At 73.3% G+C, this 25,881-nt stretch carries 18 protein-coding genes and 2 pseudogenes; 16 read left to right on the forward strand and 4 right to left on the reverse strand.

The window, feature by feature from the left end; genetic code table 11:
* Positions 1–100: 100 nt before the first annotated feature.
* Together panD and ABVB68_RS07720 are read left to right on the forward strand one after the other, a co-directional pair.
* A complete protein-coding gene (gene panD / locus ABVB68_RS07715) occupies positions 101–520 on the forward strand; it encodes an aspartate 1-decarboxylase (RefSeq protein WP_353600129.1) in 420 nt (139 codons plus the stop codon).
* Positions 521–545: 25 nt separating this feature from the next.
* Positions 546–890 (forward strand): GNAT family N-acetyltransferase, encoded by a 345-nt coding sequence (locus ABVB68_RS07720; RefSeq protein WP_353600130.1) that lies wholly within the window; start codon positions 546–548, stop codon positions 888–890.
* Positions 891–1,901: 1,011 nt separating this feature from the next.
* Here the strand turns inward: ABVB68_RS07720 and gnd are convergent.
* Positions 1,902–3,341, reverse strand: coding sequence for an NADP-dependent phosphogluconate dehydrogenase (gene gnd / locus ABVB68_RS07725; RefSeq protein ID WP_353600131.1), 1,440 nt, complete (start codon positions 3,339–3,341; stop codon positions 1,902–1,904).
* A gap of 271 nt (positions 3,342–3,612) precedes the next feature.
* On the opposite strand from gnd, the gene ABVB68_RS07730 reads away from it, so the two are divergent.
* Entirely contained in the window at positions 3,613–4,827 is a 1,215-nt protein-coding gene (locus ABVB68_RS07730) for a transglycosylase family protein (protein WP_353600132.1), read from the forward strand.
* 82 nt (positions 4,828–4,909) lie between these two features.
* Positions 4,910–4,981, forward strand: a pseudogene (locus tag ABVB68_RS07735) (hypothetical protein); the annotation flags it as partial.
* Between the two features lie 99 nt (positions 4,982–5,080).
* Here the strand turns inward: ABVB68_RS07735 and ABVB68_RS07740 are convergent.
* Positions 5,081–6,148 (reverse strand): annotated as a pseudogene (locus ABVB68_RS07740) (DMT family transporter); the annotation flags it as partial.
* A gap of 252 nt (positions 6,149–6,400) precedes the next feature.
* Between ABVB68_RS07740 and ABVB68_RS07745 the strand changes: the two are divergent.
* From ABVB68_RS07745 to ABVB68_RS07775, 7 genes are all read left to right on the forward strand, one after another.
* Positions 6,401–7,309: a (2Fe-2S)-binding protein gene (locus ABVB68_RS07745; RefSeq protein WP_353600262.1), complete on the forward strand. Its 909-nt coding sequence runs from the start codon at positions 6,401–6,403 to the stop codon at positions 7,307–7,309.
* A 40-nt stretch (positions 7,310–7,349) separates the two neighbouring features.
* Positions 7,350–8,501: a glycogen synthase gene (gene glgA / locus ABVB68_RS07750; protein WP_353600133.1), complete on the forward strand. Its 1,152-nt coding sequence runs from the start codon at positions 7,350–7,352 to the stop codon at positions 8,499–8,501.
* A 51-nt stretch (positions 8,502–8,552) separates the two neighbouring features.
* The gene (gene glgC, locus ABVB68_RS07755) at positions 8,553–9,773 is read left to right on the forward strand and encodes a glucose-1-phosphate adenylyltransferase (protein ID WP_353600134.1); all 1,221 of its coding nucleotides are present in this window, start codon (positions 8,553–8,555) and stop codon (positions 9,771–9,773) included.
* A 146-nt stretch (positions 9,774–9,919) separates the two neighbouring features.
* The gene (locus ABVB68_RS07760; protein ID WP_353600135.1) at positions 9,920–12,241 is read left to right on the forward strand and encodes a GH92 family glycosyl hydrolase; all 2,322 of its coding nucleotides are present in this window, start codon (positions 9,920–9,922) and stop codon (positions 12,239–12,241) included.
* A gap of 147 nt (positions 12,242–12,388) precedes the next feature.
* Positions 12,389–13,720, forward strand: coding sequence for a wax ester/triacylglycerol synthase family O-acyltransferase (locus tag ABVB68_RS07765; protein ID WP_353600136.1), 1,332 nt, complete (start codon positions 12,389–12,391; stop codon positions 13,718–13,720).
* 222 nt (positions 13,721–13,942) lie between these two features.
* Positions 13,943–15,472 carry an SDR family NAD(P)-dependent oxidoreductase gene (locus ABVB68_RS07770; protein WP_353600137.1) on the forward strand — a complete coding sequence of 510 codons (1,530 nt, stop codon included), beginning with the start codon at positions 13,943–13,945 and terminating at the stop codon, positions 15,470–15,472.
* A 713-nt stretch (positions 15,473–16,185) separates the two neighbouring features.
* On the forward strand, positions 16,186–16,359 hold the full coding sequence (locus tag ABVB68_RS07775; protein WP_353600138.1) for a hypothetical protein: 174 nt from the start codon (positions 16,186–16,188) through the stop codon (positions 16,357–16,359).
* A gap of 124 nt (positions 16,360–16,483) precedes the next feature.
* On the opposite strand, the gene ABVB68_RS07780 is transcribed toward ABVB68_RS07775, so the two are convergent.
* Positions 16,484–17,839: an amidase gene (locus tag ABVB68_RS07780; RefSeq protein WP_353600139.1), complete on the reverse strand. Its 1,356-nt coding sequence runs from the start codon at positions 17,837–17,839 to the stop codon at positions 16,484–16,486.
* Positions 17,840–18,176: 337 nt separating this feature from the next.
* Positions 18,177–19,187 carry a LacI family DNA-binding transcriptional regulator gene (locus ABVB68_RS07785; protein WP_353600140.1) on the reverse strand — a complete coding sequence of 337 codons (1,011 nt, stop codon included), beginning with the start codon at positions 19,185–19,187 and terminating at the stop codon, positions 18,177–18,179.
* Between the two features lie 272 nt (positions 19,188–19,459).
* On the opposite strand from ABVB68_RS07785, the gene ABVB68_RS07790 reads away from it, so the two are divergent.
* Genes ABVB68_RS07790 through ABVB68_RS07810 form a run of 5 tightly spaced genes read left to right on the forward strand, consistent with a single transcriptional unit; the run spans position 19,460 to position 25,862 of the window.
* The gene (locus ABVB68_RS07790; protein ID WP_353600141.1) at positions 19,460–20,749 is read left to right on the forward strand and encodes an ABC transporter substrate-binding protein; all 1,290 of its coding nucleotides are present in this window, start codon (positions 19,460–19,462) and stop codon (positions 20,747–20,749) included.
* A gap of 5 nt (positions 20,750–20,754) precedes the next feature.
* Entirely contained in the window at positions 20,755–21,651 is an 897-nt protein-coding gene (locus ABVB68_RS07795; RefSeq protein WP_353600142.1) for a carbohydrate ABC transporter permease, read from the forward strand.
* Positions 21,648–22,559 (forward strand): carbohydrate ABC transporter permease, encoded by a 912-nt coding sequence (locus ABVB68_RS07800; RefSeq protein WP_353600143.1) that lies wholly within the window; start codon positions 21,648–21,650, stop codon positions 22,557–22,559. The genes ABVB68_RS07795 and ABVB68_RS07800 overlap by 4 nt, the downstream gene beginning before the upstream one ends.
* A gap of 40 nt (positions 22,560–22,599) precedes the next feature.
* Positions 22,600–23,844 carry a glycoside hydrolase 5 family protein gene (locus ABVB68_RS07805; protein WP_353600263.1) on the forward strand — a complete coding sequence of 415 codons (1,245 nt, stop codon included), beginning with the start codon at positions 22,600–22,602 and terminating at the stop codon, positions 23,842–23,844.
* The gene (locus tag ABVB68_RS07810) at positions 23,841–25,862 is read left to right on the forward strand and encodes an endo-beta-N-acetylglucosaminidase (RefSeq protein WP_353600144.1); all 2,022 of its coding nucleotides are present in this window, start codon (positions 23,841–23,843) and stop codon (positions 25,860–25,862) included. The genes ABVB68_RS07805 and ABVB68_RS07810 overlap by 4 nt, the downstream gene beginning before the upstream one ends.
* The last annotated feature ends 19 nt before the right edge of the window (positions 25,863–25,881 follow it).

The raw sequence follows: 25,881 nt of genomic DNA on the forward strand, positions 1-25,881 counted from the left end.
CCGGCGACAGCTGACCACACATTCGAAACGTTGTAGCCTCCGAGCATCGCCCTTGACCTGCAAAACGCAGGCAGGGAGCAGACGAATCGGGAGTTTCCTCGTGCTTCGAACCATGTTCAAGTCCAAGATCCACCGCGCCACCGTCACCCAGGCCGACCTGCACTACGTGGGATCGGTGACCATCGACGCGGATCTCCTCGACGCCGCCGATCTGCTGCCGGGCGAGCTCGTGCACATCGTCGACGTCACCAACGGCGCCCGGCTGGAGACGTACGTCATCGAGGGCGAACGCGGGTCCGGGGTGATCGGGATCAACGGGGCCGCCGCCCATCTCGTGCACCCCGGAGACCTGGTGATCATCATCAGCTACGCTCAGGTCACCGACGTCGAGGCACGGCAGTTGCGGCCACGGGTCGTACACGTCGACGGTGACAACCGGATCGTGTCCCTCGGCGCGGACCCGTCCGAGCCGGTGCCCGGTTCCGACCAGCAGCGCAGCCCGCAGGCCGTCAGGGCCTGACCGGCGGACCAGGAGCGTGCGTGCCGTGAGCGAGACGGAAATCCGCGACAACCGGGCGGCGGGCCGTCTGGAGGCCGTCGACGCGGGCGAAGTCGTCGGCCGTATCGAGTACTTCGTGCTGGAGTCGCCCGCGCGCGCCCTGGTCCCGGTGCACACGATCGTGGAGCCGGCCCACGAGGGCAGGGGCATCGCGGGCTCCCTGGCCCGTGAGCTGTACGCGATCGCCGAGCGCGAGGGCGTCCCGGTGGCCCCGCTCTGTCCCTACGTCGTCGCATGGGCCGAACGCCACCCCGACGTGGCCCCGCCGGCAGACCCCGAGCTGCTCGCTGCCGCCGAGGACTGGCTCCGCGCCCACCCCGACCGGTTCTGACCGGCCGTGGCCCACCCCGACAGCTTCTGACCGGGCGCGGGGGAGTGCCGAGGGGGCTCCTGCGCGCGGCGCGCGGCCGGCGAGGGCAGGTGCGGGGCCCGTAGGCGCGGCCACCGGCCGCAGGGAAGACGCGGGCGTACGGACGCTACGGCCCGCCGCCGAGGTCCGGCGCGGTGACTTGCCGGCCCCTGGCCGCCGGTCCGCGTCACCCCGGCCTTTCCCGGTGCCCGCATCACCCGGGTCCTTCCGGATGCCCGTCTCACCCCGGCCCTTCCCGGTGCCGCCGCCGGAAGAGTGCCCGTGCCGCCGTCCGGCGAGTGTCCGGGCGCCCTTCGGGTAGGCGGGGGAGTAGCCCAGAGGTGACGTCCAGCGACCGTCCGGAGGACTCGATGACGAACCCGCAGCCCGACCCTGTGACGCCGGGACCGGGGCCGGGACCGACCCCGCCGGATCCCTATCCCAGCCCGGTGCCGCCGCCGCAGCCTGGTCCCGAACCCAATCCGCCCGGCCCCGGCCCGCAGCCGGTGCCGCCCGTGCCCGGCCCCGATCCGACCCCGCCGCCGACGCCCCCGGCCCCGGGCCCACCGGAGCCCTCGCCCTCTCCGATCCCGCCCGGGCCGGAACCGGTTCCCAGCCCGGAGCCCGGCCCACCGCTCACCTGAGCCGGGCCCGCCCCACACCTGAGCCCGGCCCACCGCTCACGTGGGCCGGGCCCGTCACACACACCTGTGCCCGGCCTACCGCTCACCTGAGTCCACCGGAGGCGACGGAGGGGGCTCACGGCCCTTCCACCGCCGTCGGCCCCCTTCCACCGCGCCTCGGCCGCCCGGCTCTCAGCCGCCCGGCCCCCTTCCAGCGCCCCTCGGCCACCAGGGCCCCTTGCCCACCGCCCCCGCACGCGACCCCCGAAGGCAAACCCCTACGCGGGGCCCTCCGACCGGTCGCTGCGGCTCCCGAAGGCAACGTCCTACGCCGGGACCTCCGACCGTTCGCCGGGGCTTCCGCACCCCCCTACGCCGGGACCTCCGACCGGTCGCCGCCCCACAGCGTGTGGAACGAGCCGTCGCGGTCGACCCGCCGGTACGTGTGCGCCCCGAAGAAGTCCCGCTGCCCCTGAGTCAGCGCCGCGGGCAGTCGCTCCGCGCGCAGCGCGTCGTAGTACGCCAGTGCCGCGGCGAAGCCCGGGGTCGGCACGCCCTGACGGGTGGCCGCGACCAGTACCTCGCGCCAGTCGTCCTGGGCCGCCGCGATCTCCTGGGCGAACGTCTCGTCCGACAGCAGGCTCGGCAGGTCGGGGCGGGCGTCGTACGCGGCGCGGATGCGGTCGAGGAACGCCGCACGGATGATGCAGCCGCCGCGCCAGATCGCGGCGACGGCACCGAGGTCGATGCCCCAGCCGTACTCCTCGCTGCCCGCCGCGAGCTCGTGGAAGCCCTGCGTGTACGACACGATCTTGGACGCGTACAGCGCCTGCTCCACCCGGTCCGCGAAGGCCGCCGCCTCCGACTCGCTCAGCGCGGCCGGCTTCGGCCCGGCCAGCCCTCGCGAGGCCTCGCGCAGCGCCGCGTGCCCGGACAGGGAGCGCGCGAAGACCGCCTCCGCGATACCGGACACCGGAACGCCCAGGTCCAGGGCGATCTGCACCGTCCAGCGGCCGGTGCCCTTCTGCTCGGCCTGGTCGACCACGACGTCCACGAACGGCTTGCTCGTCGCCGCGTCCACATGGGACAGCACCTCGGCGGTGATCTCGATCAGGTAGGAATCCAGCCGCCCGGTGTTCCAGGTGCGGAAGATGTCCGCGATCTGCGCGGGGGAGTACCCGGCGACATCGCGCAGCAGCTGGTACGCCTCGCCGATCAGCTGCATGTCGGCGTACTCGATGCCGTTGTGCACCATCTTCACGAAGTGCCCGGCGCCGTCGGGACCGCAGTGCGTGACGCAGGGGGCGCCGTCCGCCGCTTTCGCGGAGATCTTCTCCAGCATGGGGCCGAGGGACTCGTACGACTCCTTCGAACCGCCCGGCATGATGCTCGGCCCGTGCAGCGCGCCCTCCTCACCGCCCGAGATGCCCGTGCCGACGAAGTGGATGCCCCGCTCGCGCAGGTCGCGCTCCCGGCGCCGGGTGTCGGCGAAGTGCGCGTTGCCCCCGTCGATGATCATGTCCCCGGGCTCCAGCAGCGGCGCGAACTCCTCGATCACCGCGTCCGTCGGATCGCCGGCCTTGACCATGATGACCAGGCGGCGCGGACGTTCCAGCGCCGCCACGAAGTCCTCGGCCGTCTCGGCCGCGATGAAGTCCCCCTCCTGCCCGAACTCCTCCACCAGCGCCTTCGTCCGCGAGACCGTACGGTTGTGCACGGCGACCGTGTAGCCGTTGCGGGCGAAGTTGCGGGCGAGGTTGCGGCCCATGACCGCGAGTCCGGTGACGCCGATCTGCGCTGAAGTGCTCATACCGCCTGCTCCCTAGCTGCCTCGTGACTACGGCTCCGTCAGTAGGTACCCTCGCCCATCCTGACGTGCCGCTACGGCGAGCGCACATCCGACCCGCCACGCTTGTTTACGCGGCAACGGTGCCCTGAGCCTCAGTCTTCGGGGATCTGATGCAAGGAGCGGCCGTTCCCGGCCACTTGGCCGCGGAGCGAGGCCGGTTTCCTGTCTTGTCATGGCCGGTTCGCCGCGCTTACTTTTGCCCCTCCTGCCGCATGCCGAGGGGACTTCGGACATGGCCGTACGCGGCCGGCACCGCCGGTACCAGCCGAACAGGATCAACCGCGCCTCACTCACCGTCACGGCGGGCGGTGCGGGTCTCGCCATCCCGCTGGTCGCCGCCGGCACGGCCGGCGCCGCCGACGCCGCCACCTGGAACAAGGTCGCCGCCTGCGAATCCAGCGGCAACTGGGACATCAACACGGGCAACGGCTATTACGGCGGGCTGCAGTTCACCCTGTCCACCTGGGAGGCGTACGGCGGCCCGCGCTACGCGCCACGCGCCGATCTGGCGACCAGGGACCAGCAGATCGCCGTCGCCGAGAAGGTGCTCGACGGGCAGGGACCGGGTGCCTGGCCGGCGTGCTCGGTGCGGGCCGGACTGACGCGGGGCGATGCCGCGCCCGGTCCGCACCCGGACGACTCCGCCGTGCGACCGGCCAGGAGCGGTTCGACGACCCGCGCCGCGAAGGCCGGCCCGGCGCAGGACGTGCGGCCGCAGACCACCCCGCAGTCCCGCGCGGGCCGGGCCGAGATGTACACGGTGGTGCACGGCGACACGCTCTCCGGCATCGCCGGCGACCACGACGTCCGGGGCGGCTGGCGCGGGCTGTACGCGGGCAACCGCGCCACGATCGGCGCCGATCCCGACCTGATCCTGCCGGGGCAGCGGCTCAGCCTGCACCCCACGGGTACGGCGCCCGACGCCCACACCACGGCCAAGCCGCCGAAACGCAAGACCGCTCCGGCGAAGAAGTCCCCGGCGGAGAAGAGGAGAACCGCGCAGGAGCGGAAGTCCCCTCCCGTGCACGCCTCTCCGGGCGGTCACTCGCTCGTGGCGCCGGTGGCCGCGCCGATCGGCACGGGCTACCGGGTGGGCGGCTCGCACTGGTCGAAGGGCTACCACACGGGCGTCGACTTCCTCGTGCCCACCGGCACTTCGGTGCGGGCCGCGGAGACCGGGGAGGTGGTCGCGGCGGGGTGGGGCGGCTCCTACGGCTACCAGGTGGTGCTCCGGCACGCCGACGGGCGCTACACCCAGTACGCGCACCTGTCGGCCATCTCCGTGCGTGCGGGCCAGGGCGTCACCGTGGGCCAGCGCCTCGGCCGCTCCGGTGCCACCGGGAACGTCACGGGCCCGCACCTGCACTTCGAGGTGCGGACCGGGCCCGGTTTCGGCACGGACATCGACCCGCTCGCCTATCTGCGGGCCGGCGGCGTCAGGATCTGACCCGCGCCCGCGTACGCCGCTGCCGGTCGGGGACCGGCAGCGGTACGTAGATGCCCAGCGCCGCGCACGACACGGGCAGCTCGTGATCGGCCGGCTCCGCGAGGCCCGGCTCCGGCAAGCCCGGTTCGGGGAAGCCCGGCTCCGACAGGCCCCGTTCGGGGAAGCCCGGCTCCGGCAGGCCCCGTTCGGGGAAGCCCGGCTCCGGCAGGCCCCGTTCGGGCAAGCCCGGCTCCGACAGGCCCGGCTCCGGGAGGGCTGGATCGGGAAGGGCCGGTCCCTGCCGGGGCGCCGCCTTCGCCTTCGCCTCGGCCTCCGTCGCCGGTCGCTGCCGCGGCACGGCGGCGCACGCGGACTGCGCCGTCGCCGGCTCGGGGACGGCCGGAACGGACTCCGCCGACGCGAGTCGCTCCGCGCCCGCAGTCGTCTTCCGGTCGTCCGCGGCCGTCTTCCGGTCGTCCGCGGCCGTCTTCCGGTCGTCCGCGGCCGGTTCCGTGTCCTCCATCCGCTCCGTCGTCAGCATGATCAGGCCGCCCGCCGCCACCACCCCGCAGCTCAGGGCGAGTACGGTGCCCGTCGTGCCGTAGCGGAACGTCTCGCCGAACATCAGGATGCCGACCGCGGCGGCCAGTACCGGGTTGACCACCGTCAGGGTGGCCAGCGGGGCGGCGAGTCCGCCTCCCCGGTACGACGCCTGGGACAGCAGCACGCCCGCGGCGGCGAACACGCAGATCACCGCGAGGGACGGCAGGTCGCCCAGGCCGATGCCCCGGGTCCAGTCGACGGCGACGGTCTTGGTGAACACCGACGACATCCCGAAGGCTATGCCGGAGGCGGTCGCGAGGAGCACGCTGCGCACCGCCGGATGCCGGTGTGCGGCCAGGCCCGCGCACATCAGCGCCACGACCACGGCGCCGGTGACGAGCGCGACCGCCACCCGCTGGGTGCCGCCCAGGGAGTGCGTGTCGGGGGAGCCGACCAGGGACAGCAGACCGGCGAGGCCCACCGTGGCCATCAGGGCGCCGCGCCAGGCGGTGGCGCCGGCCTTGCGGCCGACGAACAGCGCCGCCATGGGCAGCGCGAAGACGATGGTCAGCGCGCCGAGCGGCTGGACGAGACTGAGCGGTCCGTAGGCCAGCGCCACCACGTGCAGCACTCCGCCGAGGCCGTTGAGCGCCAGCGCCCCCCACCAACCGGGCCGGCGCAGCGGCAGATAGCCGCCGTCGGGGAAGGACACCGCGACCTGCTCCTGCACGATCGCTCCGCCCGCGTAGGCGAGGGCGGAGACGAACGACAGGAGCACGGACACCGCGAGGGCGCTCATCGGCGTCTCCTGCGGGTGAGGCGGGGGCCCCGGCCCTGCGGGGTGCGGGGGTCCGGGGCCCGGCGCTGCGGACTGTCGGCTTCCATGGTCGACACTCTGCCCGTCCGCCGGCTTCCCGTCGTCGTACCTGAGCACGCAATGCGTCCTACTGCCGATGGAGTACACCAGCGGTGCGATCATCCTCGAGACGGGTGCCGTCCGGAACGGGCCCCGTGTCCCGGCCGCGGACCGGGCCTGGTACCAGTACCTGTCGTGGACCTCGACCGTGATCTCGCCGCGCTCCGCCCGCTGGGCGGCTTCTTCGTCCTGCGCACGGCACCGCCGACGGCCCGAGCCGGCGACGAGGTCGCGGCCCGGGCCGGCGCCCGGGCCGGGGCCCGCGCCGCCGCCCCGGACACGCCCCCGGCCGGAGCACACGTACCCGCAACCGCCCCCGCAACCGCACCGGCCCCCGCCCTCGCACCGACACCCCCAACCGCGCCCGCACCCGTGCCCACGGGGCCGGTGACGCTCGCGGAGGCCTACGCGGGAGCGGTGCCGGACGGGCGGCGCGACGCGCTGAGGCTGCGCGTCGACACCGTCGGGGGCCGGCTCGGCGCCCCGGAGCCGCGCGTCGCCGCCTCCGTCGCGCAGCTGGGGCTGGCCGCCCGGCTGTGGTCGGTGGCCCTCGGCTGCGCCGTCCTGTACGGCAGGCTGCCGGACCTCGACGCACGCCTGCTGTGCTGGGATCCGCTCGCCTCGGCCCCCGACGACCTGTGGCTCACCGAGTGGCGCCCGCTGCCGGGGGACGCGGACGCGGCCGCTCTCGCCGGCACCGTGCTGCACGGGCACCTGGAGCCCCTGCAGGCCGCCTTGCGGGCGCGCTACGGCATCGCGGCGGGCCTGCTGCGGGGCAACTCCGGGTCGGCGCTGGCCGGTGCGGCCCGTGAGCTGGACCGCCGGGCACGCGCGGGCGGCCGTACCGACCTGGCGGACCGGGCCCGTGCCCTGGCCGACGGCCTCTTCGCCCACCCCCTCCTGCGCACCACCGGAACCCGCGCCGGCACCGGCTTCCGCCGCCGCAGCTGCTGCCTGTACTACCGCGTCCCGGGCGGCGGAGTCTGCGGCGACTGCTGCTTCACCCGGCCGCCGCGCTCTTCCCCGCGCGGCGCATCTGGGTGACCATGAAAGGAACGTGCCGCCGGAACAAAGGGGTTGTCGGGTGCGAGTGGGACTGCTGACCCGGGAGTACCCCCCGGACGTGTACGGCGGCGCCGGTGTCCATGTGGAGTTCCTCGCCCGGGAGCTGAGCGCTCTCGTGGACCTGGAGGTGCACTGCTGGGGCGAGGGCCGCGGCGTCGGCGTGGTACGGCACCGCCCCTGGCCCGTCCTCGACGGCTCCAACGACGCGCTGCGCACCTTCTCCGTGGACCTGTCCATCGCCGCCGCCCTCGAAGGCCGCGAACTCGTCCACTCCCACACCTGGTACGCCAACCTCGCCGGGCACTTCGCCAAACTGCTGTACGGCGTCCCGCACGTGGTGACCGCGCACTCGCTGGAGCCGCTGCGCCCCTGGAAGGCCGAGCAGCTCGGCGGCGGATACGCGCTGTCGGGGTGGGCCGAGCGCACCGCGATCGAGGCGGCCGACGCCGTGATCGCCGTCTCCGGAGCCATGCGCGGGGACATCCTGTCCTGCTACCCGGCGCTGGACCCGGCCCGGGTCCACGTGGTCCACAACGGCATCGACACCCGCCTGTACCGGCCCGACCACGGCACCGACGCCCTCACCCGGCACGGCATCGATCCCGGCCGTCCCTACGTGCTGTTCGTCGGCCGGATCACCCGGCAGAAGGGCGTGCCCCATCTGCTGCGCGCGGTACGGGGGATCGACCCGGCCGCGCAGGTGGTGCTGTGCGCGGGCGCGCCGGACACCCCCGAGATCGACCGCGAGTTCCGCGAGCTGTACGAGGAGCTGAGCCGGGGCCGCGAGGGCGTGTTCTGGATCCCGCAGATGCTGCCGCGCCCCGAGGTGATCCAACTCCTCACACGCGCGGCGGTGTTCGTCTGCCCGTCGGTGTACGAGCCGCTCGGCATCGTCAACCTGGAGGCGATGGCCTGCGGCACCGCGGTCGTCGCGTCCCGCGTGGGCGGCATCCCGGAGGTCGTGGACGACGGCCGCACCGGTCTCCTGGTCGACGTGGACGGTGATTTCGAGACGCGCCTCGCCCAGGCGCTGGACGCCGTCCTCGGCGACCCGGACGGGGCGCGGCGGATGGGGGAGGCCGGCCGGCGGCGCGCCGTCGGGGAGTTCGGCTGGGACGCGGTGGCCCGGCGTACGGCGGCACTGTACGAGGAGATCCTCAAGCAGGCTTAGTCCGGCCCGCGCGGGGCATTCATGGTTCAACCAGGGTGAGGGGAGCGGCCAATGCGTCGTGGAGGGCCTTCGGTTCTCGGGATCGTGCTGGCGGGCGGGGAGGGCAAGCGGCTGATGCCGCTCACCGCGGACCGCGCCAAACCCGCGGTCACCTTCGGCGGGACCTACCGCCTGGTCGACTTCGTCCTGTCCAACCTCGTCAACGCCGACATCCTGCAGATCTGTGTGCTGACCCAGTACAAGTCGCACTCGCTGGACCGGCACATCACCACGACCTGGCGGATGTCCAGCCTGCTCGGCAACTACGTCACCCCGGTACCGGCCCAGCAGCGGCTCGGCCCGCGCTGGTACCTGGGCAGCGCCGACGCGATCCTGCAGTCGCTGAACCTGGTGTACGACGAACAGCCCGAGTACGTGGCGGTGTTCGGCGCCGACCACGTCTACCGCATGGACCCGCGCCAGATGCTCCGGCAGCACATCGACGGCGGCGCGGGCGTCACGGTGGCCGGGATCCGGGTGCCGCGCGCGCAGTCCTCCTCGTTCGGGGTGATCACGCCCGGCTCGGACGGGCGCACCGTCCGGCGTTTCCTGGAGAAGCCGGCCGATCCGCCGGGTCTCGCCGACGACCCCGACCGCGTGTTCGCCTCGATGGGCAACTACGTCTTCACCACCAAGGCGCTCATTGAGGCGCTGCAACGGGACGCCGAGGACGGGCAGTCCGTGCACGACATGGGGGGTTCGATCCTGCCCCAGCTCACCGCACGCGGTGAGGCCCAGCTGTACGACTTCAACGACAACCACGTGCCCGGGGAGACCACCCGGGACCAGGGGTACTGGCGGGACGTGGGCACCCTGGACGCCTACTACGAGGCGCACATGGACCTGATCGCCGAGCGCCCCGCCTTCAACCTCTACAACCGCCAGTGGCCCATCTACACGCACTCGGGCCAGCTCTCCCCGGCCCGCTTCAGCGCGGGCGGCATGGCGAGCGAGTCCATCATCAGCGCGGGCTGTCTGATCCGCGGCCAGGTCACCCGGTCCGTGCTGTCCCCGGGCGTACGCGTCGATCCCGGTGCGGTCGTGCAGGGTTCGGTGCTGCACGACAACGTGCACATCGGCCGGGGCGCGGTCGTGCGCGGTGCCGTCCTGGACAAGAACGTCGAGGTACCGCCCGGCGCGACGGTCGGCGTCAACCCGGACCGCGACGCGGAGCTGTACACCGTCTCCCGGGGCGGAGTGATCGCCCTGGGCAAGGGCAGCCAGGTCTCCTGAGGGCGCGACGGCTCGCCCGGCGGACGGCCCGTCAGAGGGCTCTTCTCCGCGACGCGTTTCACACCTCCCTGCTGTAATGCCCGGATTCGCGCCGTTCGCCCGCCACGATGCAGGCAACGATGTCGAACCTCCGGAGGTCATCCGAGATGAGAGGGACCCGGCGTACGCGGCTGTGCCTGGCCGGGGTGATGGCAGCGTCCGCGCTGATCGCCACCCCCGCCGCACGTGCCGCCGAGCGGACCGACGGCCACCTCACCGACCTGGTCAACCCCTTCATCGGGAGCCAGAACGAGGGCAACACCTTCCCCGGCGCGGCCGTGCCCTTCGGCATGGTGCAGCTCTCCCCGGACACCGGGCACAGCACGGGCTACGACTACACCCAGAACCGCATCCGCGGCTTCTCCCTGGTCCACCTCTCGGGCGTCGGCTGCCGCATCGGCGGCGACCTGCCCGTGCTGCCCACCACCGGCGACGTCACGCAGACGGACTACTCCCGGTACGCGGCCGCCTTCTCGCACGAGGACGAGGAGGCGAGCCCCGGCTACTACCGGGTCGGTCTGGCCTCCGGCATCCGTGCCGAACTGACCGCGAGCGCGCGCACGGGCGTGCAGCGCTACACCTTCCCGGCCACCGGCAAGGCCAACGTCCTGCTGAACGCCGCCCAGTCGCTGCACAAGGCGGCCGGCAGCGCCGTGGAGATCCTCGACGACCGCACCGTGCGCACCGAGATCACCGGCCACGGATTCTGCCGGGACACCGGCCCGTACACGGTGTACACGATCACCCGCTTCAACCGGCCCTTCACCGCCTACGGCACCTGGGACGGCTCCACCGTCACCCCGGGTTCCCGCAGCGGACGCGGGGGTGCGTACGTCCGCTTCGACACCACCGGGGACCGCACGGTGGAGGCGACCACCGCCCTGTCGTACGTCGACGCCCGCGGCGCCGCCGGCAACCTGCGCGCGGAGGGCGGCCGGTCCTTCGACGCCGTACGCCACCGGGCGCGCGAGGAGTGGGAGCGCCGGCTCGCCGACGTCCGGGTCCAGGGCGGCACGGCCACCCTCCGCCGCACCTTCTACTCCTCGCTGTACCGGTCGTTCCTCGCGCCCAACGTCGGCAGCGACGCCGACGGCCGCTACACCGGCTGGGACCGCCGTACCCACCGCGCGGACGGGTTCACGTACTACCAGAACTGGTCCCTGTGGGACACCTATCGCACCCAGATCCAGCTCCTGGGCCTGCTCGCGCCGCGCGAGGCGCGGGACATGGCCCGGTCGGTGCTCGCCGTCGACGAGGACGGCGGCTGGCTGCCCAAGTGGGGCTACGGCCCGGTCGAGACGAACGTCATGAGCGGCGACCCCGTCACCCCGTTCCTCACCACCGCCTACCACCTGGGCCTGCTGCGGGGGTTCGAGGAGCGGGCCTACCGCGCGCTGCGCAAGAACGCCGACGGCGTGCCGCCCGCCGACTACCCGGGCGTCGGCCGGGAGGCCAACTCCGAGTACGTCGCCCAGGGCTTCGCCCCGTACGTCAAGGGCCGGCCGTACGCCAAGATGGGCGACTCCGACTACCACCACGGCGCCTCCGTCACCCTGGAGTACGCGCTCGCCGACGCCATGCTCGCCCAGATGGCCCGTGGCCTCGGCCACCAGGACGACGCCGCCCGCTACGCCGCCCGGTCGCGCAACTACCGGAACATCTTCGACCCGGCCACCGGCTTCTTCCGGGCCCGCGACGCCTCCGGCGCCTTCACCGGGCCGCCCGACCCGGCCCGCGGCACCGGCTTCCACGAGGGCACCGCCTGGCAGTACCAGTGGCTGGTCCCGCAGGACGTGCCCGGCATGGTCGGCCTGATCGGCGGCACGCGCGCGGCCAACGACCGGCTGGACTCCTTCTTCGCCTACGACCGGCTGCTCGCCGACCCCGAGCGGACCGCCCGCGAGGTGTGGGTGCACGGCGACCCGTACGCCTACTACAACGCCGACAAGTACAACCCGCAGAACGAGCCCGACCTGATCGCGCCGTACACCTACCTGGCCACCGGCCAGCCCTGGAAGACCACGGACGTGGTGCACGCTGCGCTGACCCTGTTCACCGACACCCCGACCGGCATGACCGGCAACGACGACCTCGGCACCATGTCCGCCTGGAACGTGCTGTCGTCCGTCGGGCTGTTCCCGATCCAGCCCGGCTACGACACCTGGGGGCTGTCCACCCCGGTCTTCGACCGCGTCCACCTCACCCTCGACCGCCGCTACTGGCCGAGTGGCGAACTCACGGTCACCGCGCCCGGTACCTCCGCCGCCGACCGGTACATCCAGGCCGTCCGCACCGACGGGCGCAGGCACGGGCGGACCTATCTGACGACCGGTGGGCTGCGCTCCCTGCGCTCGCTCGCGTTCACGGTCGGCCCGCGCCCGTCTGAGTGGGGTACGTCACCCGGTGCGGCACAGCCGGTACTGAGGTGACCTCGCCTGTCACCTGGGCCCCGCCCCTCTCCCCCGGGGCGGGACTTAATCTGATGTTAACTGTGCGTAGCCTGATCGTACTTGACCGTAATCGCCGGGCAGAGATTGACTGCAGATCCACCCGTCGTCGACGTGCGAGGCAAGCCCTTGACTTCCCACCTGCTCGCTCCCCTCGACCTGGCCTTCTGGAACATGGAGTCCGACCGGCATCCGATGCACCTCGGAGCGCTCGGCGTCTTCGGCGCGCACTCGCCCACGGCCGGGGCCCACGCGGCCGACCTCCTCGCCGCCCGGGCCGCCGCCGTACCAGGTCTGCGCATGCGCATCCGCGACGTCTGGCAGCCGCTCGCCTTCGGCGGCGCGGCCCGCGAGCCGGTCCCGGACTTCGACCCGCTCGACCACGTACGGCTGCACGCCCCGGCCGCCGACTTCCACGCGGCCGCCGGCCGGCTGATGGAACGCCCGCTGGAGCGCGGCCGGCCGCCGTGGGAGGCGCATGTGCTGCCCGGGGAGGACGGGGTCTCCTTCGCCGTGCTGTTCAAGTTCCACCACGCGCTCGCCGACGGACTGCGCGCGCTCAAGCTGGCCGCGGGCCTCCTGGACCCGGTGGACCTGCCCGAGCGCGCCCCCCGCCCGCTCGAGCCGCCCCGGGGCCTGCTGTCGGACGTGCGCGAACTGCCCGCCCGCGTACCCGAACTCCTCAAGGGCGCGCTGTCCGACGTGGGCCGCGCTCTGGACATCGGCGCCTCGCTCGCCCGGTCCACGCTCGGCATGCGCCCGTCGTCCGCGCTGACCTCCGCGCCCAGCGGCACCCGCCGCACCGCCGGGGTCGTCCTCGACATCGACGACGTGCACCGGGTGCGCAAGAGCGTGGGCGGGACCGTCAACGACGTCCTCATCGCCGTCGTCGCCGGCGCCCTGCGCCGCTGGCTCGAGGAACGCGGTGACGGCAGCGAGGGGGTGGCGCCCCGCGCCCTCATCCCGGTCTCCCGGCGCCGCCCGCGCACCGCCCACCCGCAGGGCAACCGGCTCTCCGGGTACCTGACACCGCTTCCCGTCCACGACCCCGACCCGCTCGGCCGGCTCGCGTCCGTACGCACCGCGATGGTCCGCAACAAGGACGCCGGACCCAACCGGGGCGCCGGTGCCGTCGCGCTGCTGGCCGACCACGTCCCGGCGCTCGGCCACCGGCTCGGCGGGCCGCTCGTCGGACAGGCGGCCCGGCTGTGGTTCGACATCCTGGTCACCAGCGTGCCGCTGCCCGGCACGGGCCTGCGGCTCGGCGGCCACGAGCTGACCGAGGTCTATCCACTGGCCCCGCTGGCTCCCGGGCAGTCGCTGGCGGTCGCGATCTCGACGTACCGCGGCCGCGTCCACTACGGGCTGGTGGCCGACGCGCAGGCGGTGCCGGACCTGGACGTCTTCGCCCGGGCGGTGTCCGACGAGGTGGAGACGCTGCTGACCGTCTGCGACGCCTGAGCGCGAGGCCCCCGGGCCGGCCGGATCCCCGGGCCGGGGGCCGCCTGGGGCCAGTGGGGCCGAAGGGTCCGGAGGGGCGCCGCCGGCTCGGCGGCACCGGGCGCGGCCGGGCGGCCGGTCCGGGCGGGTTTGGCCGTACGGCCCGCCGCTCCGTAAAATCCCCCGTTCGAGGGCGGGCGCGAGTCGGAGCGCTGCGCGGGTGATCAGGGAAGCGGCAGCGCGATGACGGTGACAGAGGACGGGTCTGCGTCCATGGAGGTCCCCATGGACGTCCCCACGGACGCCTCCATGGACGAGGTGGTCCACGGACCCGGTATCGACCCGGAGCGCCTGGCCGTCTGCCTCAGCGTGCTCGAGGAACTGGACCGGATCGACGTCGACCACCCCGACGCGATCAAGGTGCGCCGGGCCACCTCGCACATCTACCGCACGGTCAAGCAGCGCCGCCGCCAGGAGCGCCGGGCCGCCAAGACCGCGCACGACCGCGCCGTCACCGAGGCCACGGCCACCGGCTCCGCCGAGCGCATCGACGACGAGACCGAGGGCATCCTGCCCTCCTCCAAGATCGAGACCGGCAGGATCGCGGGCATACTCCAGCGCCCGCGCTCCTGCTACACCTGCAAGGGCCGGTACGTCGAAGTCGACTACTTCTACCACCAGCTCTGTCCCGACTGCGCCGGCGTCAACCGGGCCAAGCGCGACGCCCGCGCCGACCTCACGGGCAAGCGCGCGCTGCTCACCGGCGGCCGGGCGAAGATCGGCATGTACATCGCACTGCGGCTGCTGCGCGACGGGGCGCACACGACGATCACCACCCGGTTCCCCAAGGACGCCATCCGCCGCTTCAAGGCGATGGAGGACTCGGCGGACTGGCTGCACCGTCTGGAGGTCGTCGGCACCGACCTGCGCGACCCCGCCCAGGTCGTCGCGCTGGCCGACCGGCTCGCCGAGGCCGGCCCGCTGGACATCCTGATCAACAACGCCACGCAGACCGTGCGCCGCCTGCCCTCCGCCTACGCGGCCCTGGTCGAGGGCGAGAGCGCCCCGCTGCCCGCCGGGGAGCTCCCCGCCCACCATGTCATCGGCGCCTTCAACTCCGGCGCCGTCGACGCGCTGGCCGCGCTGCCCGTCGGCGGCAGCGGCCTCGACGCGCAGAAGGTCGCCGACCTCGCCCTGGTCGCGGGCAACGCCAGTGTCGCCCGGCACCTGGACGGCACCGCCATCGACGCGGGCGGCCTGCTGCCCGACGTCGTCGAGAGCAACACCTGGGTGCAGACGATCGAGCAGATCTCCCCGGTGGAGCTCCTCGAGACCCAGCTGTGCAACTACACCGCGCCGTTCATCCTCATCAGCAAGCTCCGTCCGGCCATGGCGGACGCCGCCGGGAAGGCGACGAGCGGACGGGCGTACGTCGTGAACGTCTCCGCCATGGAAGGCGTCTTCGGCCGCGGCTACAAGGGCGCCGGCCACCCGAACACCAATGCCGCCAAGGCCGCGATGAACATGGTGACGCGGACCAGCGGCGAGGAGATGTTCCAGTCCGACGGCATCCTCATGACCTCGGTCGACACCGGCTGGATCACCGACGAGCGCCCGCACTACGACAAGCTGCGCCTCGCCGAGGCGGGCTTCCACGCCCCGCTCGACCTGGTCGACGGCGCCGCCCGCGTCTACGACCCGATCGTGCGCGGTGAGGCGGGCGAGGACCTGTACGGCGTCTTCCTGAAGGACTACGCGCCCGGCAAGTGGTGACGGCCGGGCCCCTCGGCGGGCCCGCCGCGTCGCCGCGCCGGACTCGGGCACTCGGTCCGCCGCACCCAGCCGGGACTCGCGGGCCCCACCGGTTCCAGGACCGTACGCCGGCACTCGGTCCACCGTGCCCAGCCGGGAGTTGCGGGCCGCCACCGGTTCCAGGACCGTACGCCGGCACTCGGGCCACCGTGCCCGACCGGGACTTGCGGGCCCCACCGGTTCCAGGACCGTACGCCGGTCCTCCAGCACGCCCGCGCCGAGGGCGCCCGTCCGGCTCTCCGGCTGCGCCGCGCCCGCGTGGGCTCACGCGAGGGCCGCCCGGCGGTCTCCACGGGATCGAAGAGGTGTTCGCCGCCGTAGGCCGAGCGGGTGATTCGCTCCGTCCGGTGGGTGATGCGGTTTGTTGCAAATAGCCGCATCTTGCGGTGCATTGGGAGGGCGGATGACACGCATAAGTTACAGCTTGTTTGCACTCCCTATCGAGCGGACCCCCGCTCATTTGGTTAACCTGGAGCGGACGGGCAACAGTACGGGGTCCCACCCACACCCATCGTCCGTCCTGGGGCGAGCCGATCACCACGGCCTGCTCTGACGAGAGACCGGCGCCACCGCGTCCGAACTGGCCTTCCATCCAGACCCGAGCGGGCGACAAGTGCCGGAGCGCAGACTGTCCGGTATGCCCCGAGGGTGACCCGACACATAAGGAGTGCGCGGTGACACCGGAGAAGACGAATCGCGACGACCGCCCCAAGGAACGCACGGAGCGCGCGGGCCGGCGGCCCGGAGAGCTCGGCAGCCTCGACGTGTGGGCCCGTTCCGCCCCCATCCGCCTCGCGGGCTACGAGGAAGACCTCGCCGAGCCCCACATCCTGCCCAGCGTGGACTGACCCGCGACCCGGAACCGTCGCGATCGCCGACCGGCAGGGGCGTGACGGGCTCACGCCCCTGCCGATCAGGAAAGCCACCGGCGTCGGGACGCCGACGCCGCACTCCACGGTGATGTGACCGTCACTACCCGTTCCCGTCTTGCGTCGGCGCCGTCCGCCGCCACGGCTGCAGGCGCTCCAGCTCCTCCGCCAGGTCCAGCAGGGCCTCCTCCGTGCCGGGGCGGCCGGCCAGCTGCACGGCACAGGGGGCGCCCGAGGGAAGGGTGCCGAACGGCACGGACATCGCGGGCCAGCCCGTCAGGTTCCACGGCGGGGTGAACGGCGAGTAGGCGGTGTTGACCAGAACGTTGCGCAGCCAGCCGCGCTCGTGCCACGGGCCCGCGGCGGGGGAGCGCCGCGCCAGGGCCGGGGTGAGCAGGACGTCGTGCTCGGCGAAGAAGGGCTCCAGCCTCGCGCGCAGGCTCTCGCGGCTGCCGCCGGCGCGGACCGAGCGCACGAAACGCCGGCCCACCGCCGCGTGCACCCGGGTCCGCCGGGCCAGCCGAGCCGGGTCCAGGCCCTCGGCGTCCACGGCCGTTCCCGCCGTCCAGTGCCGCAACGCGGTCAGGCCCAGCGAGAGCGGGTAGGGCGGCTCGGCCCGCTGCACGCGGTGCCCGGCCCGGGCCAGCAGTCCGGCCGCCTGCCGGACCGCGGTCGCATACGGTTCGCTCACGCCGACCCCGGCCAGCGGGCTGCGCACGGCGGCGGCGATCCGCCGGCGGGGCGGCTCCTGCGCCGGCGCCGGTCCGGTGCCCGCGAGGACGCCGTACATCAGCCGCAGATCCTCGACCGTCGTGGCCAGCGGACCGTTCTCCGACATGCCGAACCAGTCGCCGTTGCCGATCCCCGCCGGCACCACCCCGTGCCCCGGCTTCAGGGTGACCAGCCCGCAGTTCGCCGCCGGGATGCGCAGGGAGCCCATGCCGTCGTTGCCGAGCGCGATCGGCACGAGTCCCGCGGCCACCGCGGCCGCGCTGCCGCCGGAGGAGCCGCCCGCGGTCCGGGAGGGATCCCACGGATTGCGGGCGGTGCCGTACACGCCCTCCGTGGTGCCGAAGACACACAGCTCCGGCACGTTCGTCAGGCCCACGACCACCGCACCGGCCGCCCGCAGCCGGGCCACCGTGACATGGTCCTCGGCCGCCGGCGCGTCCGGTGTGGCGAGCGTGCCGTCGCGGTGGGCCTCGCCGCGCACCGCGAGGTTGTCCTTCACGGCCACCGGCACGCCCGCGAGCGGCAGCCCGGCCAGCTCGGCACGCGAGGCCACCTCGTCGGCCTCGGCCAGCGCGGCCTGTGCGCGGACCTTCCGGAACGACTCGATCCGTCCGTCGAGCCGCTCGATCCGGGCGAGGTGCTCGGCCACCACCTCGCGCGGTGTGACCTCCTTGGCGCGTACGGCGGCGGCGATGTCGGACGCGGTCCGGCCGGCCCAGCTGTTCAAAGGCACTCCTCGGCTAGTCATCTGCTGTGCTCGGGCGACGGCTCCGGCCGGCCGACGGTTCCGCCCGGGCGACGGTCCCGTGGGTTCCGCCCGGGCGACGGCCGGTCGGCCGCCCGGCTCTGCCGGGCCGGTCGCCGGCTCCGCTCGGCCGGCCGCCGGTCCGGCGCCGGGTCGTCGGCCCAGCCCCCGTCGGCGAACCGGATGCCCGTCGGCGGGAGTTCAAGACGCGCACGGAGCCGCGCATCGAGAGGCGTAGGAGAATCCTGCACGGCCGAGCCGGGTACGTCGAGAGGCTGTTTCCCGGACACGGCCGCCGTACGCGCCGATCCGCCGTGTCTCAACCGGAGCGCGCGGGCCCCGTGCTGTCGCGCTCGATCAGGCGGGGGACCGGCACCCGTACGGCCCGGGCCGGTCCGCCGTCCAGCAGCGCGAGCAGCTCCCTGGCCGCCGTCACCCCGAACTTGACGCTGTCCCGCGACAGAGCGGACAGCCACGGCTTGACGATGCGGCACAGCGCCGAGTCCTCCCAGGCCACCACCGACAGGTCGGCCGGCACACCAAAGCCCAGCTCGGCCGCGGCCGCCACGCCGGCGACCGCCATCACGTCGTTGTCGTACACGAGGGCCGTCGGGGGAGTGGGGCCGTGCAGCACCCGGCGGGTGACGGCGGCCGCCGCCACGTCGGAGTAGTCGGTGGTCACCGACTCCACCTCGGACAGGCCGCGCCGCCGGGCCTCGGCGCGCAGGGTGCGGATGCGACGCTGGGTGTGCGCGAGGTCGGGCAGGCCGGCGATGTGCACGATCCGGCGGTGGCCCAGGGCGGTCAGCTCGTCCACGACCGCGGCCATCGCGCCCGCGTCGTCCGCCCACACGGTGGACAGCCCCGGGTGGCGTTCGTCCGGTGCGCCGCCGATCACCACGGCGGGCAGCCCGAGTTCGTCCAGCAGATCGGGGCGCGGGTCCGTCGCCCGCGGGTCGGCCACCAGGACGCCGTCCACCCGGTGCTCCGCCCACCAGCGCCGGTACACGCCGCACTCGTCGGCCACGTCCCGCGCCACCTGGAAGAGCAGGCCGAGATGGCGCTCGGCGAGCACCTCCTGGATCCCGGAGACGAGCTGCAGGAAGAACGAGTCGACCCCCAGCGTGTCCGCGGGGCGGGCGAGGACGAAACCGACCGTGGCGGCGCCCTCGCCGGACAGGGCGCGGGCCGCCGTGCTCGGGCGCCAGCCCAGTTGCTCGGCCACCCGGTGGACCCGGGCGCGGGTGGTCTCGGAGACCCCGGGGCGGCCGTTGAGGGCGAACGACACCGCGCTCTCGGAGACTCCGGCGCGGCGCGCAATGTCCTTCATGGTCGGCCGGCGCGCGGGTGATCGCCTCTCCGCCACCGCGGTGCCCCCCTTTCTCCGGGTGTGGTGCGCGCCAACTGCTAATGCGCTTCAGTAGCCGCACTCTAAAGCGCATTAGCGATCGCTGGCAATGGTCTTCACGAACCGTGCTGAGCAGGGGTTTTGAGTCACTAATGTCTTTAGCGGAGTCGAATCCATTGACGCGTGCGGGAATCGGCGTGCAAGGTCTGGCCCGGCACCTTCGGCCACATCCCCTGCAAAGGAGCCCAGTCGCCGTGCGTATCTCCCGCAGAACCTTCGCCGCCGCTGCCGTCGCCCTCCTCCTGCCGCTGAGCGCCTGCGGCTCCGGCGGTGACGACGGCGGATCGACCGACGCCTCGGGCAAGGTCGAGGGCGACATCAGCTTCCAGACCTGGAACCTGCGCGCCAACTTCAAGCCGTACTTCGAGGGCGTGATCGCGGACTTCGAGAAGAAGTACCCCGGCACCCACGTGAAGTGGATCGACCAGCCCGCCGAGGGCTACGCCGACAAGATCAGCGCCGACGCCGCCGGCGGCACCCTGCCCGACGTCGTCAACGTCTCCCCCGACCTGGTCGCCCCGCTCGCCCGGGCCGGGCTCGCCATGGACCTCGGCAAGGCCGCCGCGAAGTACCGGACCGAGTACCTCGACGGGGCCTGGAAGAGCCACCAGGTGCCGGGCATGAACGGCACGTACGCCTTCCCCTGGTACCTGAACACCGGCCCCCTCTTCTACAACAAGTCCCTGTTTGAGAAGGCCGGGCTGGATCCCGGCAAGCCGCCGGCGACCTACGACGACCTCTTCGCGGACGCCCTGCGGATCGCCCGGAAGACCGGCGGGAAGGTCGCCACGCTCGCCAACGTGCCCACCATCGAGGACTTCGGGCGCTACGGCGTGCGGCTGATGAACAAGGAGGGGACCGGGTTCGCCTTCGACGACGCCAAGGGGGCCGAACTCCTCGGCAAGTACAAGGAGTTGTACGACGCCGGAGCGCTCGATCCGCAGGCGCTGACCGCGACCCCGGAGTCGTCCGGGAAGAAGTTCCTCACCGGGGCCGTCGCCATGAACCCCGGCAGCGCCCTGGACCTCGGCAACTTCAAGAAGCAGGCGCCCGAGCTGTACAGGAACATCGGGATCACCGACCAGATCACCAGCACCGGTCACGTCAACATGTACGTGATGGGCGTCATGGTCAACTCCCGTACCAGGCACACCCCGGCCGCGGTCGCCTTCGCGCACTTCGTCACCGACGCGCGCAACCAGATGTCCTTCGCCAAGAAGGTCGCCATCTTCCCGAGCACCGCCGGTTCCCTCGACGACCCGTACTTCACCGAGCAGGACGGCACCGACGAGACCCGGGTACGCGTCGCCGCGGCGAAGTCGCTGAAGAGCGCCGTCAATTACACACCCGTGCTGTTCAGCGAGCAGATGAAGACCGCGCTGCGCAACGAGGTGGCCAAGGCCCTGCAGGGCAAGGAGAGCCCCGCGGCGGCCCTGGACAACGCTGTCAAGGCCTGCGACCGGCTCCTGAAGCAGCAGGGCTGACCCGTATGGCCACCCCCACCGCACCGACCCGGGTCCGGCGGCAACTGCCCACCAGCCCCTGGCTGTTCGCCGCCCCCGCACTGCTGGTCACCGGCGCCTTCGTGCTGTACCCGTTCGTGGCGACCGTGGTGAACTCCTTCACCGACCGCCGCACCCTGATCCCGGGCCGCTTCGTCGGGCTCGCCAACTACCGCGAGCTGCTCCACGACGACATGTTCTGGACGGGCCTGCGCAACAGCGCGCTGTACATCGCCGGTGTCGTGCCGGCCCTGGTGGTCCTGCCGCTGCTGCTCGCGCTGCTGGTGCGGAAGAACATCCCCGGCATCACCTTCTTCCGCTCCGCCTTCTACACCCCGGTCGTCGCCTCCATCGTGGTCGTCGGGCTGATCTGGGTGTGGCTGCTGGACGAGCGCGGTCTGGTCAACTCCCTGCTGGAGGCCGTGGGCGTGGGGCGGGTCGGGTTCCTCAGCGACCAGTGGCTGCTCCTGCTGAGCGCCATGGCGGTGACGGTGTGGAAGGGCCTCGGCTACTACATGATCATTTACCTGGCGGCGCTCGCGAACGTACCGCGCGAACTGCACGAGGCGGCCGCCGTGGACGGCGCGGGCGCGATCCGCCGCTTCCTCACCGTGACGGTGCCCGCCGTGCGCTCCACCATGGTGCTGGTCGCGGCGCTCTCCTCGGTCGCCGCCTTCAAGGTCTTCTCCGAGGTCTACCTGATGGCCGGCCCGAACGGCGGCCCGGCAGGGGAGGACACCACCCTCGTCATGCTCGTGCAGCGCACCGGCACCGGCCTCACCGGCCGCGTCGGCTACGCCTCCGCCCTGTCCGTGGTCGTGTTCGCGGTCACCGTCGCGCTGATGCTGCTCGTCCTGCGAGCCGACCGGAGGGAGGAGCCGTGAGCGTCCTCGACAAGGTCCGCCCCGCACGGCCCGGAACCCCGGCCGCCGCCCGGGAGCCCCGGGTCACCGACGAGCACGGGCGACGCGTCCGCCCCCTCGAACTGACCCTGCGCTACCTGCTGCTGCTCGCCGTCCTGGCGCTCACCGCGGGCCCGTTCCTCTGGCAGGTGTCCACGTCCCTCAAGGGGCCCACCGAGGACATCTTCAGCTCGCCGCCGACGTTCCTGCCCCGCCATCCGACCCTGCACAACTACGAGCGGGTCGCGCAGACCATCCCCGTCTGGGACTACGCCCTCAACTCCCTGCGGGTGGCGGCCGCGAGCGTCGTGACCAACTGCGTGGGCTCGGCACTCGCCGGGTACGCGCTGGCCCGGCTGCGCTACCGCGGCCGGAGCGTGGCCACGCTCGTCTTCGTCCTGGCGATGCTCGTGCCGGTCGAGGGCATCATCATCGCCCAGTTCACGACCATGCGGGAACTCGGCCTGAACAACACGCTGATCGGCGTCGTGCTGCCCGGCGCGGTCGGCGCGATGAACGTGCTGCTCATGCGCAACGCGTTCCGCAATCTGCCTTACGAGATCGAGGAAGCCGCCTACGTGGACGGCGCCGACGTCTGGCAGCGGTTCTGGCGCATCGCCCTGCCGTCGGTGCGGGGCACCCTCGCCGTCGTCGCGATCTTCGCCTTCATGGGCGCCTGGGACGACTTCCTCTGGCCGCTGATCGTGCTCAGCGACCCGTCCAGGTTCACCCTGACCATCGGCCTCAACTACCTGCACGGCACCTTCGCGAACGACGAACGTCTCGTCGCCGCCGGCACCGTGATCGCCGTGGCGCCGCTCATCGCCCTCTTCGCCTGCCTGCAGCGCTACTTCTTCCGCGGCGTCGGCGAGGGCGCCGTCAAGGGCTGATCCCCGCAACCGAGGAGCAAGGACACCCATGTCCCCTGCCGTGCGCTTCGGCGTCAACTACACCCCCAGCGAGGGGTGGTTCCACCACTGGCTCGACTTCGACCTCGACTCCGTGCGCGCCGACCTCGACGCGATCGCAGCGCTCGGCCTCGACCACGTCCGGGTCTTCCCGCTGTGGCCGTACTTCCAGCCCAACCGCACCCTGATCCGCCCTCGTGCCGTCGACCGGCTCGTCGCCCTCGCCGACGCGGCCGCCGAACGCGGACTCGACGTCAACGTCGACGGCCTGCAAGGGCACTTGAGCAGCTTCGACTTCCTGCCCGCCTGGACCCGCACCTGGCACCGGCGCAACCTCTTCACCGACCCCGACGTCGTCGACGGGCAGGCCGCCTATCTGCGCACCCTCGCCGCCGCCCTGGCCGACCGGCCGAACTTCATCGGCATGACCGTCGGCAACGAGGTCAACCAGTTCGCCGCCGGACCCCATCCGGACCCCGACCGGATCACCGCCGAGGACGCCGGGCGGTGGCTGACGCGCATGCTGGACGCCTGTGCCGAGGGCGCCCCGGGACGGCTCCACCTGCACGCCTCCTACGACGCCGCCTGGTACCAGGACGACCAGCCCTTCACCCCCGGCCACTCCGCCCGCCTCGGTGCCGTCACCGCCGTGCACTCCTGGGTCTTCAACGGCACCGCCCAGCGGTACGGCCGTACCTCCGTGCAGAGCGAGCACCACGCCGCCTACCTCGTCGAACTGAGCAGGGCCTGGGCCGAGGCGCCGGACCGGCCCGTGTGGCTCCAGGAGGTCGGCGCGCCCGCCCCCCTCGTGCCCGCCGAGCACGCGGCCGCCTTCACCGAGGCCACCGTCACCAACGCCCTCGACTGCCCCGGACTGTGGGGCGTCACCTGGTGGTGCTCCCACGACGTCTCCCGCGACCTCGCCGACTTCCCCGAACTCGAGTACTCCCTCGGCCTGCTGACCAACGACCGGCGGCCCAAGGACATCGCCCGGGTGCTCGCCGCGGCCGCCCGGGAACCGCACCGTACGCCCCCGGCACGCAGCACCGCCCTCGTCGTGCCCGCCGACCCGGCCCACCGCTCCCGCTGCGCCCCCGGCGGCCCCGTCTTCGAGGCGTTCTTCCGGCTCGTCGCCGACGGCGCCCGTCCCACCACCGTGCTGGACACGCGCGCCGACGACAAGGAACACCTCGCCGCCCGCGGCATCACCGAGGCCGTCACTCCCGACCAGGTACTCCCCACCCCGCAAGGAGGCACCCGCTCGTGAACCCCACCAGACGCACCGTCCTGATCGCCGGCACCGCGGCGGCCCTGCTCCCGGCCGCCCCCGCCGTGGCCGCGGCCCGCCCGAAGGCCGGCGCCGTCCCGCCGTACGCCTCCTACTGGTACCCGGACTCCCTCCCGCCGGGCAGCCCGGGCGCCGGCGTCACCTGGCGCAGCCTGAAGACCTGGCGCGCGGCCGACGACGCCGACCTCGCCTTCAACGCGGCGTCCGTGCCGCTCGCCACCCGTTTCACACCGGTCCCGGCCAACACCACCGCACGCTCGGGCCAGGCCCGCGTCCAGGCACTGGTCTCCTTCGGGCCCACCTCCTCCAACCCCGCCCAGGGCTCGGCCACCGCCGACTACTACGCCCTCACCCACTGGGCGTACCTCGACGAACTGGTCTTCTGGGGCGGCTCGTCCGGGGAGGGGCTGATCCTGGCGCCGAACGCGCCGATCGTGGACGCGGCCCACCGGCACGGCGTCCCCGTCCTCGGCAACATCTTCCTGCCGCCCACCGCCTACGGGGGCCGGCTGGAGTGGACCCGGGACCTCGTGCAGCAGGACGCCGCGGGGCACCACCCGCTCGCCGCCCAGCTCGTGGCGGTCGCCGCGGCCCACGGCTTCGACGGCTGGTTCCTGAACGCCGAGACGGGCGGCGGCAACACCGCGCTGGGCACGGCCATGCTCGGTTTCGTCAAGGAGCTCAATGCGCTGGCGGCGGCCGCGGGACAGCGGGTGACCTGGTACGACGCGATGACCGTGAACGGCACGGTCAGCTGGCAGGGCGCCCTGAACAGCCAGAACCAGGCCTTCTTCCAGACCGCCGACGACATGTTCGTGGACTTCCGGTGGAGCGCGAACACCCTGGCCGCCTCCGCGACCCGGGCCGAACAACTGGGCCGCGACCGCTACGCGTTGTGGGCCGGCGTCGACGTCGAGTCGAACGGCTCGGACACACCGGTCTCCTGGGACGCCATCGTGCCGGTGACCAAGCCGCACACCACCTCGATCGGCTTCTACCGGCCGGAGTGGACCCGAAACCACCTGCCCGCCGACCGGCGCGCCCCCGAGGACTTCCACGAGGCCGACGACCGGTTCTGGAGCGGGCGGTCGCTCGATCCGTCCCGGCCCGACGGAGCCGACCCGTGGCGGGCCCCGGCGGTGTCGGTGGCCGATCGCTCGACGGTGACCGCGGTGCCGTTCGCGAGCGTCTTCAACACCGGTCACGGACTGCGCTGGTACGAGGAGGGGGCCGTCGCCTCGGACACGCCCTGGAACCACCTCGGACTGCAGGACCGGCTGCCGTCCCGGCGGTGGGTGGTGCGCACGGCGGGGGAGCGGCCGGCGGTCTCCTTCGACTTCGCCGACGCCTGGCGGGGCGGCAGCAGCGTGCTGGTGGCCGGCGAACTCGATCAGCCGGCTGTGCTGGACCTGTACGCGACCCGGCTGCCGATCCGTGCGAGCACGGTTGTCGAGCTGACGTATCGGACCGAGGCTGGGAGCGTGGACGTCGAGCTCGCCGTGGCGACGGCGGAACCGGGCGACGCCGGCGCGGCCCCGCCGTACCGGTATCTGCCGGTCGGCCGGCGCGTACGGGCGCGGTCGGTGAGCGGCTGGCGCACGGCTGTCCTGCCGCTCACCGGCCTGGCCGGGACCGCCCACGCCCTCGGCGTCCGGCTCACCGCCACCGAGGGCCCGGTGCGCTGGCGACTGGGCGCGCTCGCGGTCCGGGACGCGGTCACCGCACCGGCCGCCCCCTCCGGCGCCCGCGTCACCGCGGCGAACGGCGGCGACCTGCGCCTCGCCTGGAACGCCGCCCCCGGCACCGTCCGCCACTACACCCTCCACCGCGTCCTGACCGACGGCACCCGCCGCTTCCTCGCCGCCACCGGCCAGCGCGCCCTCTTCCTCGGCGGCCTGCGGGCCGAACAGGGGGAGAGGGCCGCACGGTTCGAACTGCGCGCGGTGGGGGAGCTCTACAACGCCTCGACCCCCGTGACCGTCACCCACCCCTGGTAATCACCCGGAACCCCGCAGG

The sequence above is a fragment of the Streptomyces sp. NPDC096012 genome (assembly GCF_040426375.1).
Taxonomy (GTDB): Bacteria; Actinomycetota; Actinomycetes; order Streptomycetales; family Streptomycetaceae; genus Streptomyces.

Coding starts and splice junctions, on each gene's coding strand:
- gnd (WP_353600131.1), bottom strand. CDS start 3,341: ATGAGCACTTCAGCGCAGATCGGCGTCACCGGACTCGCGGTCATGGGC.
- ABVB68_RS07730 (WP_353600132.1), top strand. CDS start 3,613: ATGGCCGTACGCGGCCGGCACCGCCGGTACCAGCCGAACAGGATCAAC.
- glgC (WP_353600134.1), top strand. CDS start 8,553: ATGCGTCGTGGAGGGCCTTCGGTTCTCGGGATCGTGCTGGCGGGCGGG.
- ABVB68_RS07760 (WP_353600135.1), top strand. CDS start 9,920: ATGAGAGGGACCCGGCGTACGCGGCTGTGCCTGGCCGGGGTGATGGCA.
- ABVB68_RS07770 (WP_353600137.1), top strand. CDS start 13,943: ATGACGGTGACAGAGGACGGGTCTGCGTCCATGGAGGTCCCCATGGAC.
- ABVB68_RS07785 (WP_353600140.1), bottom strand. CDS start 19,187: ATGAAGGACATTGCGCGCCGCGCCGGAGTCTCCGAGAGCGCGGTGTCG.
- ABVB68_RS07795 (WP_353600142.1), top strand. CDS start 20,755: ATGGCCACCCCCACCGCACCGACCCGGGTCCGGCGGCAACTGCCCACC.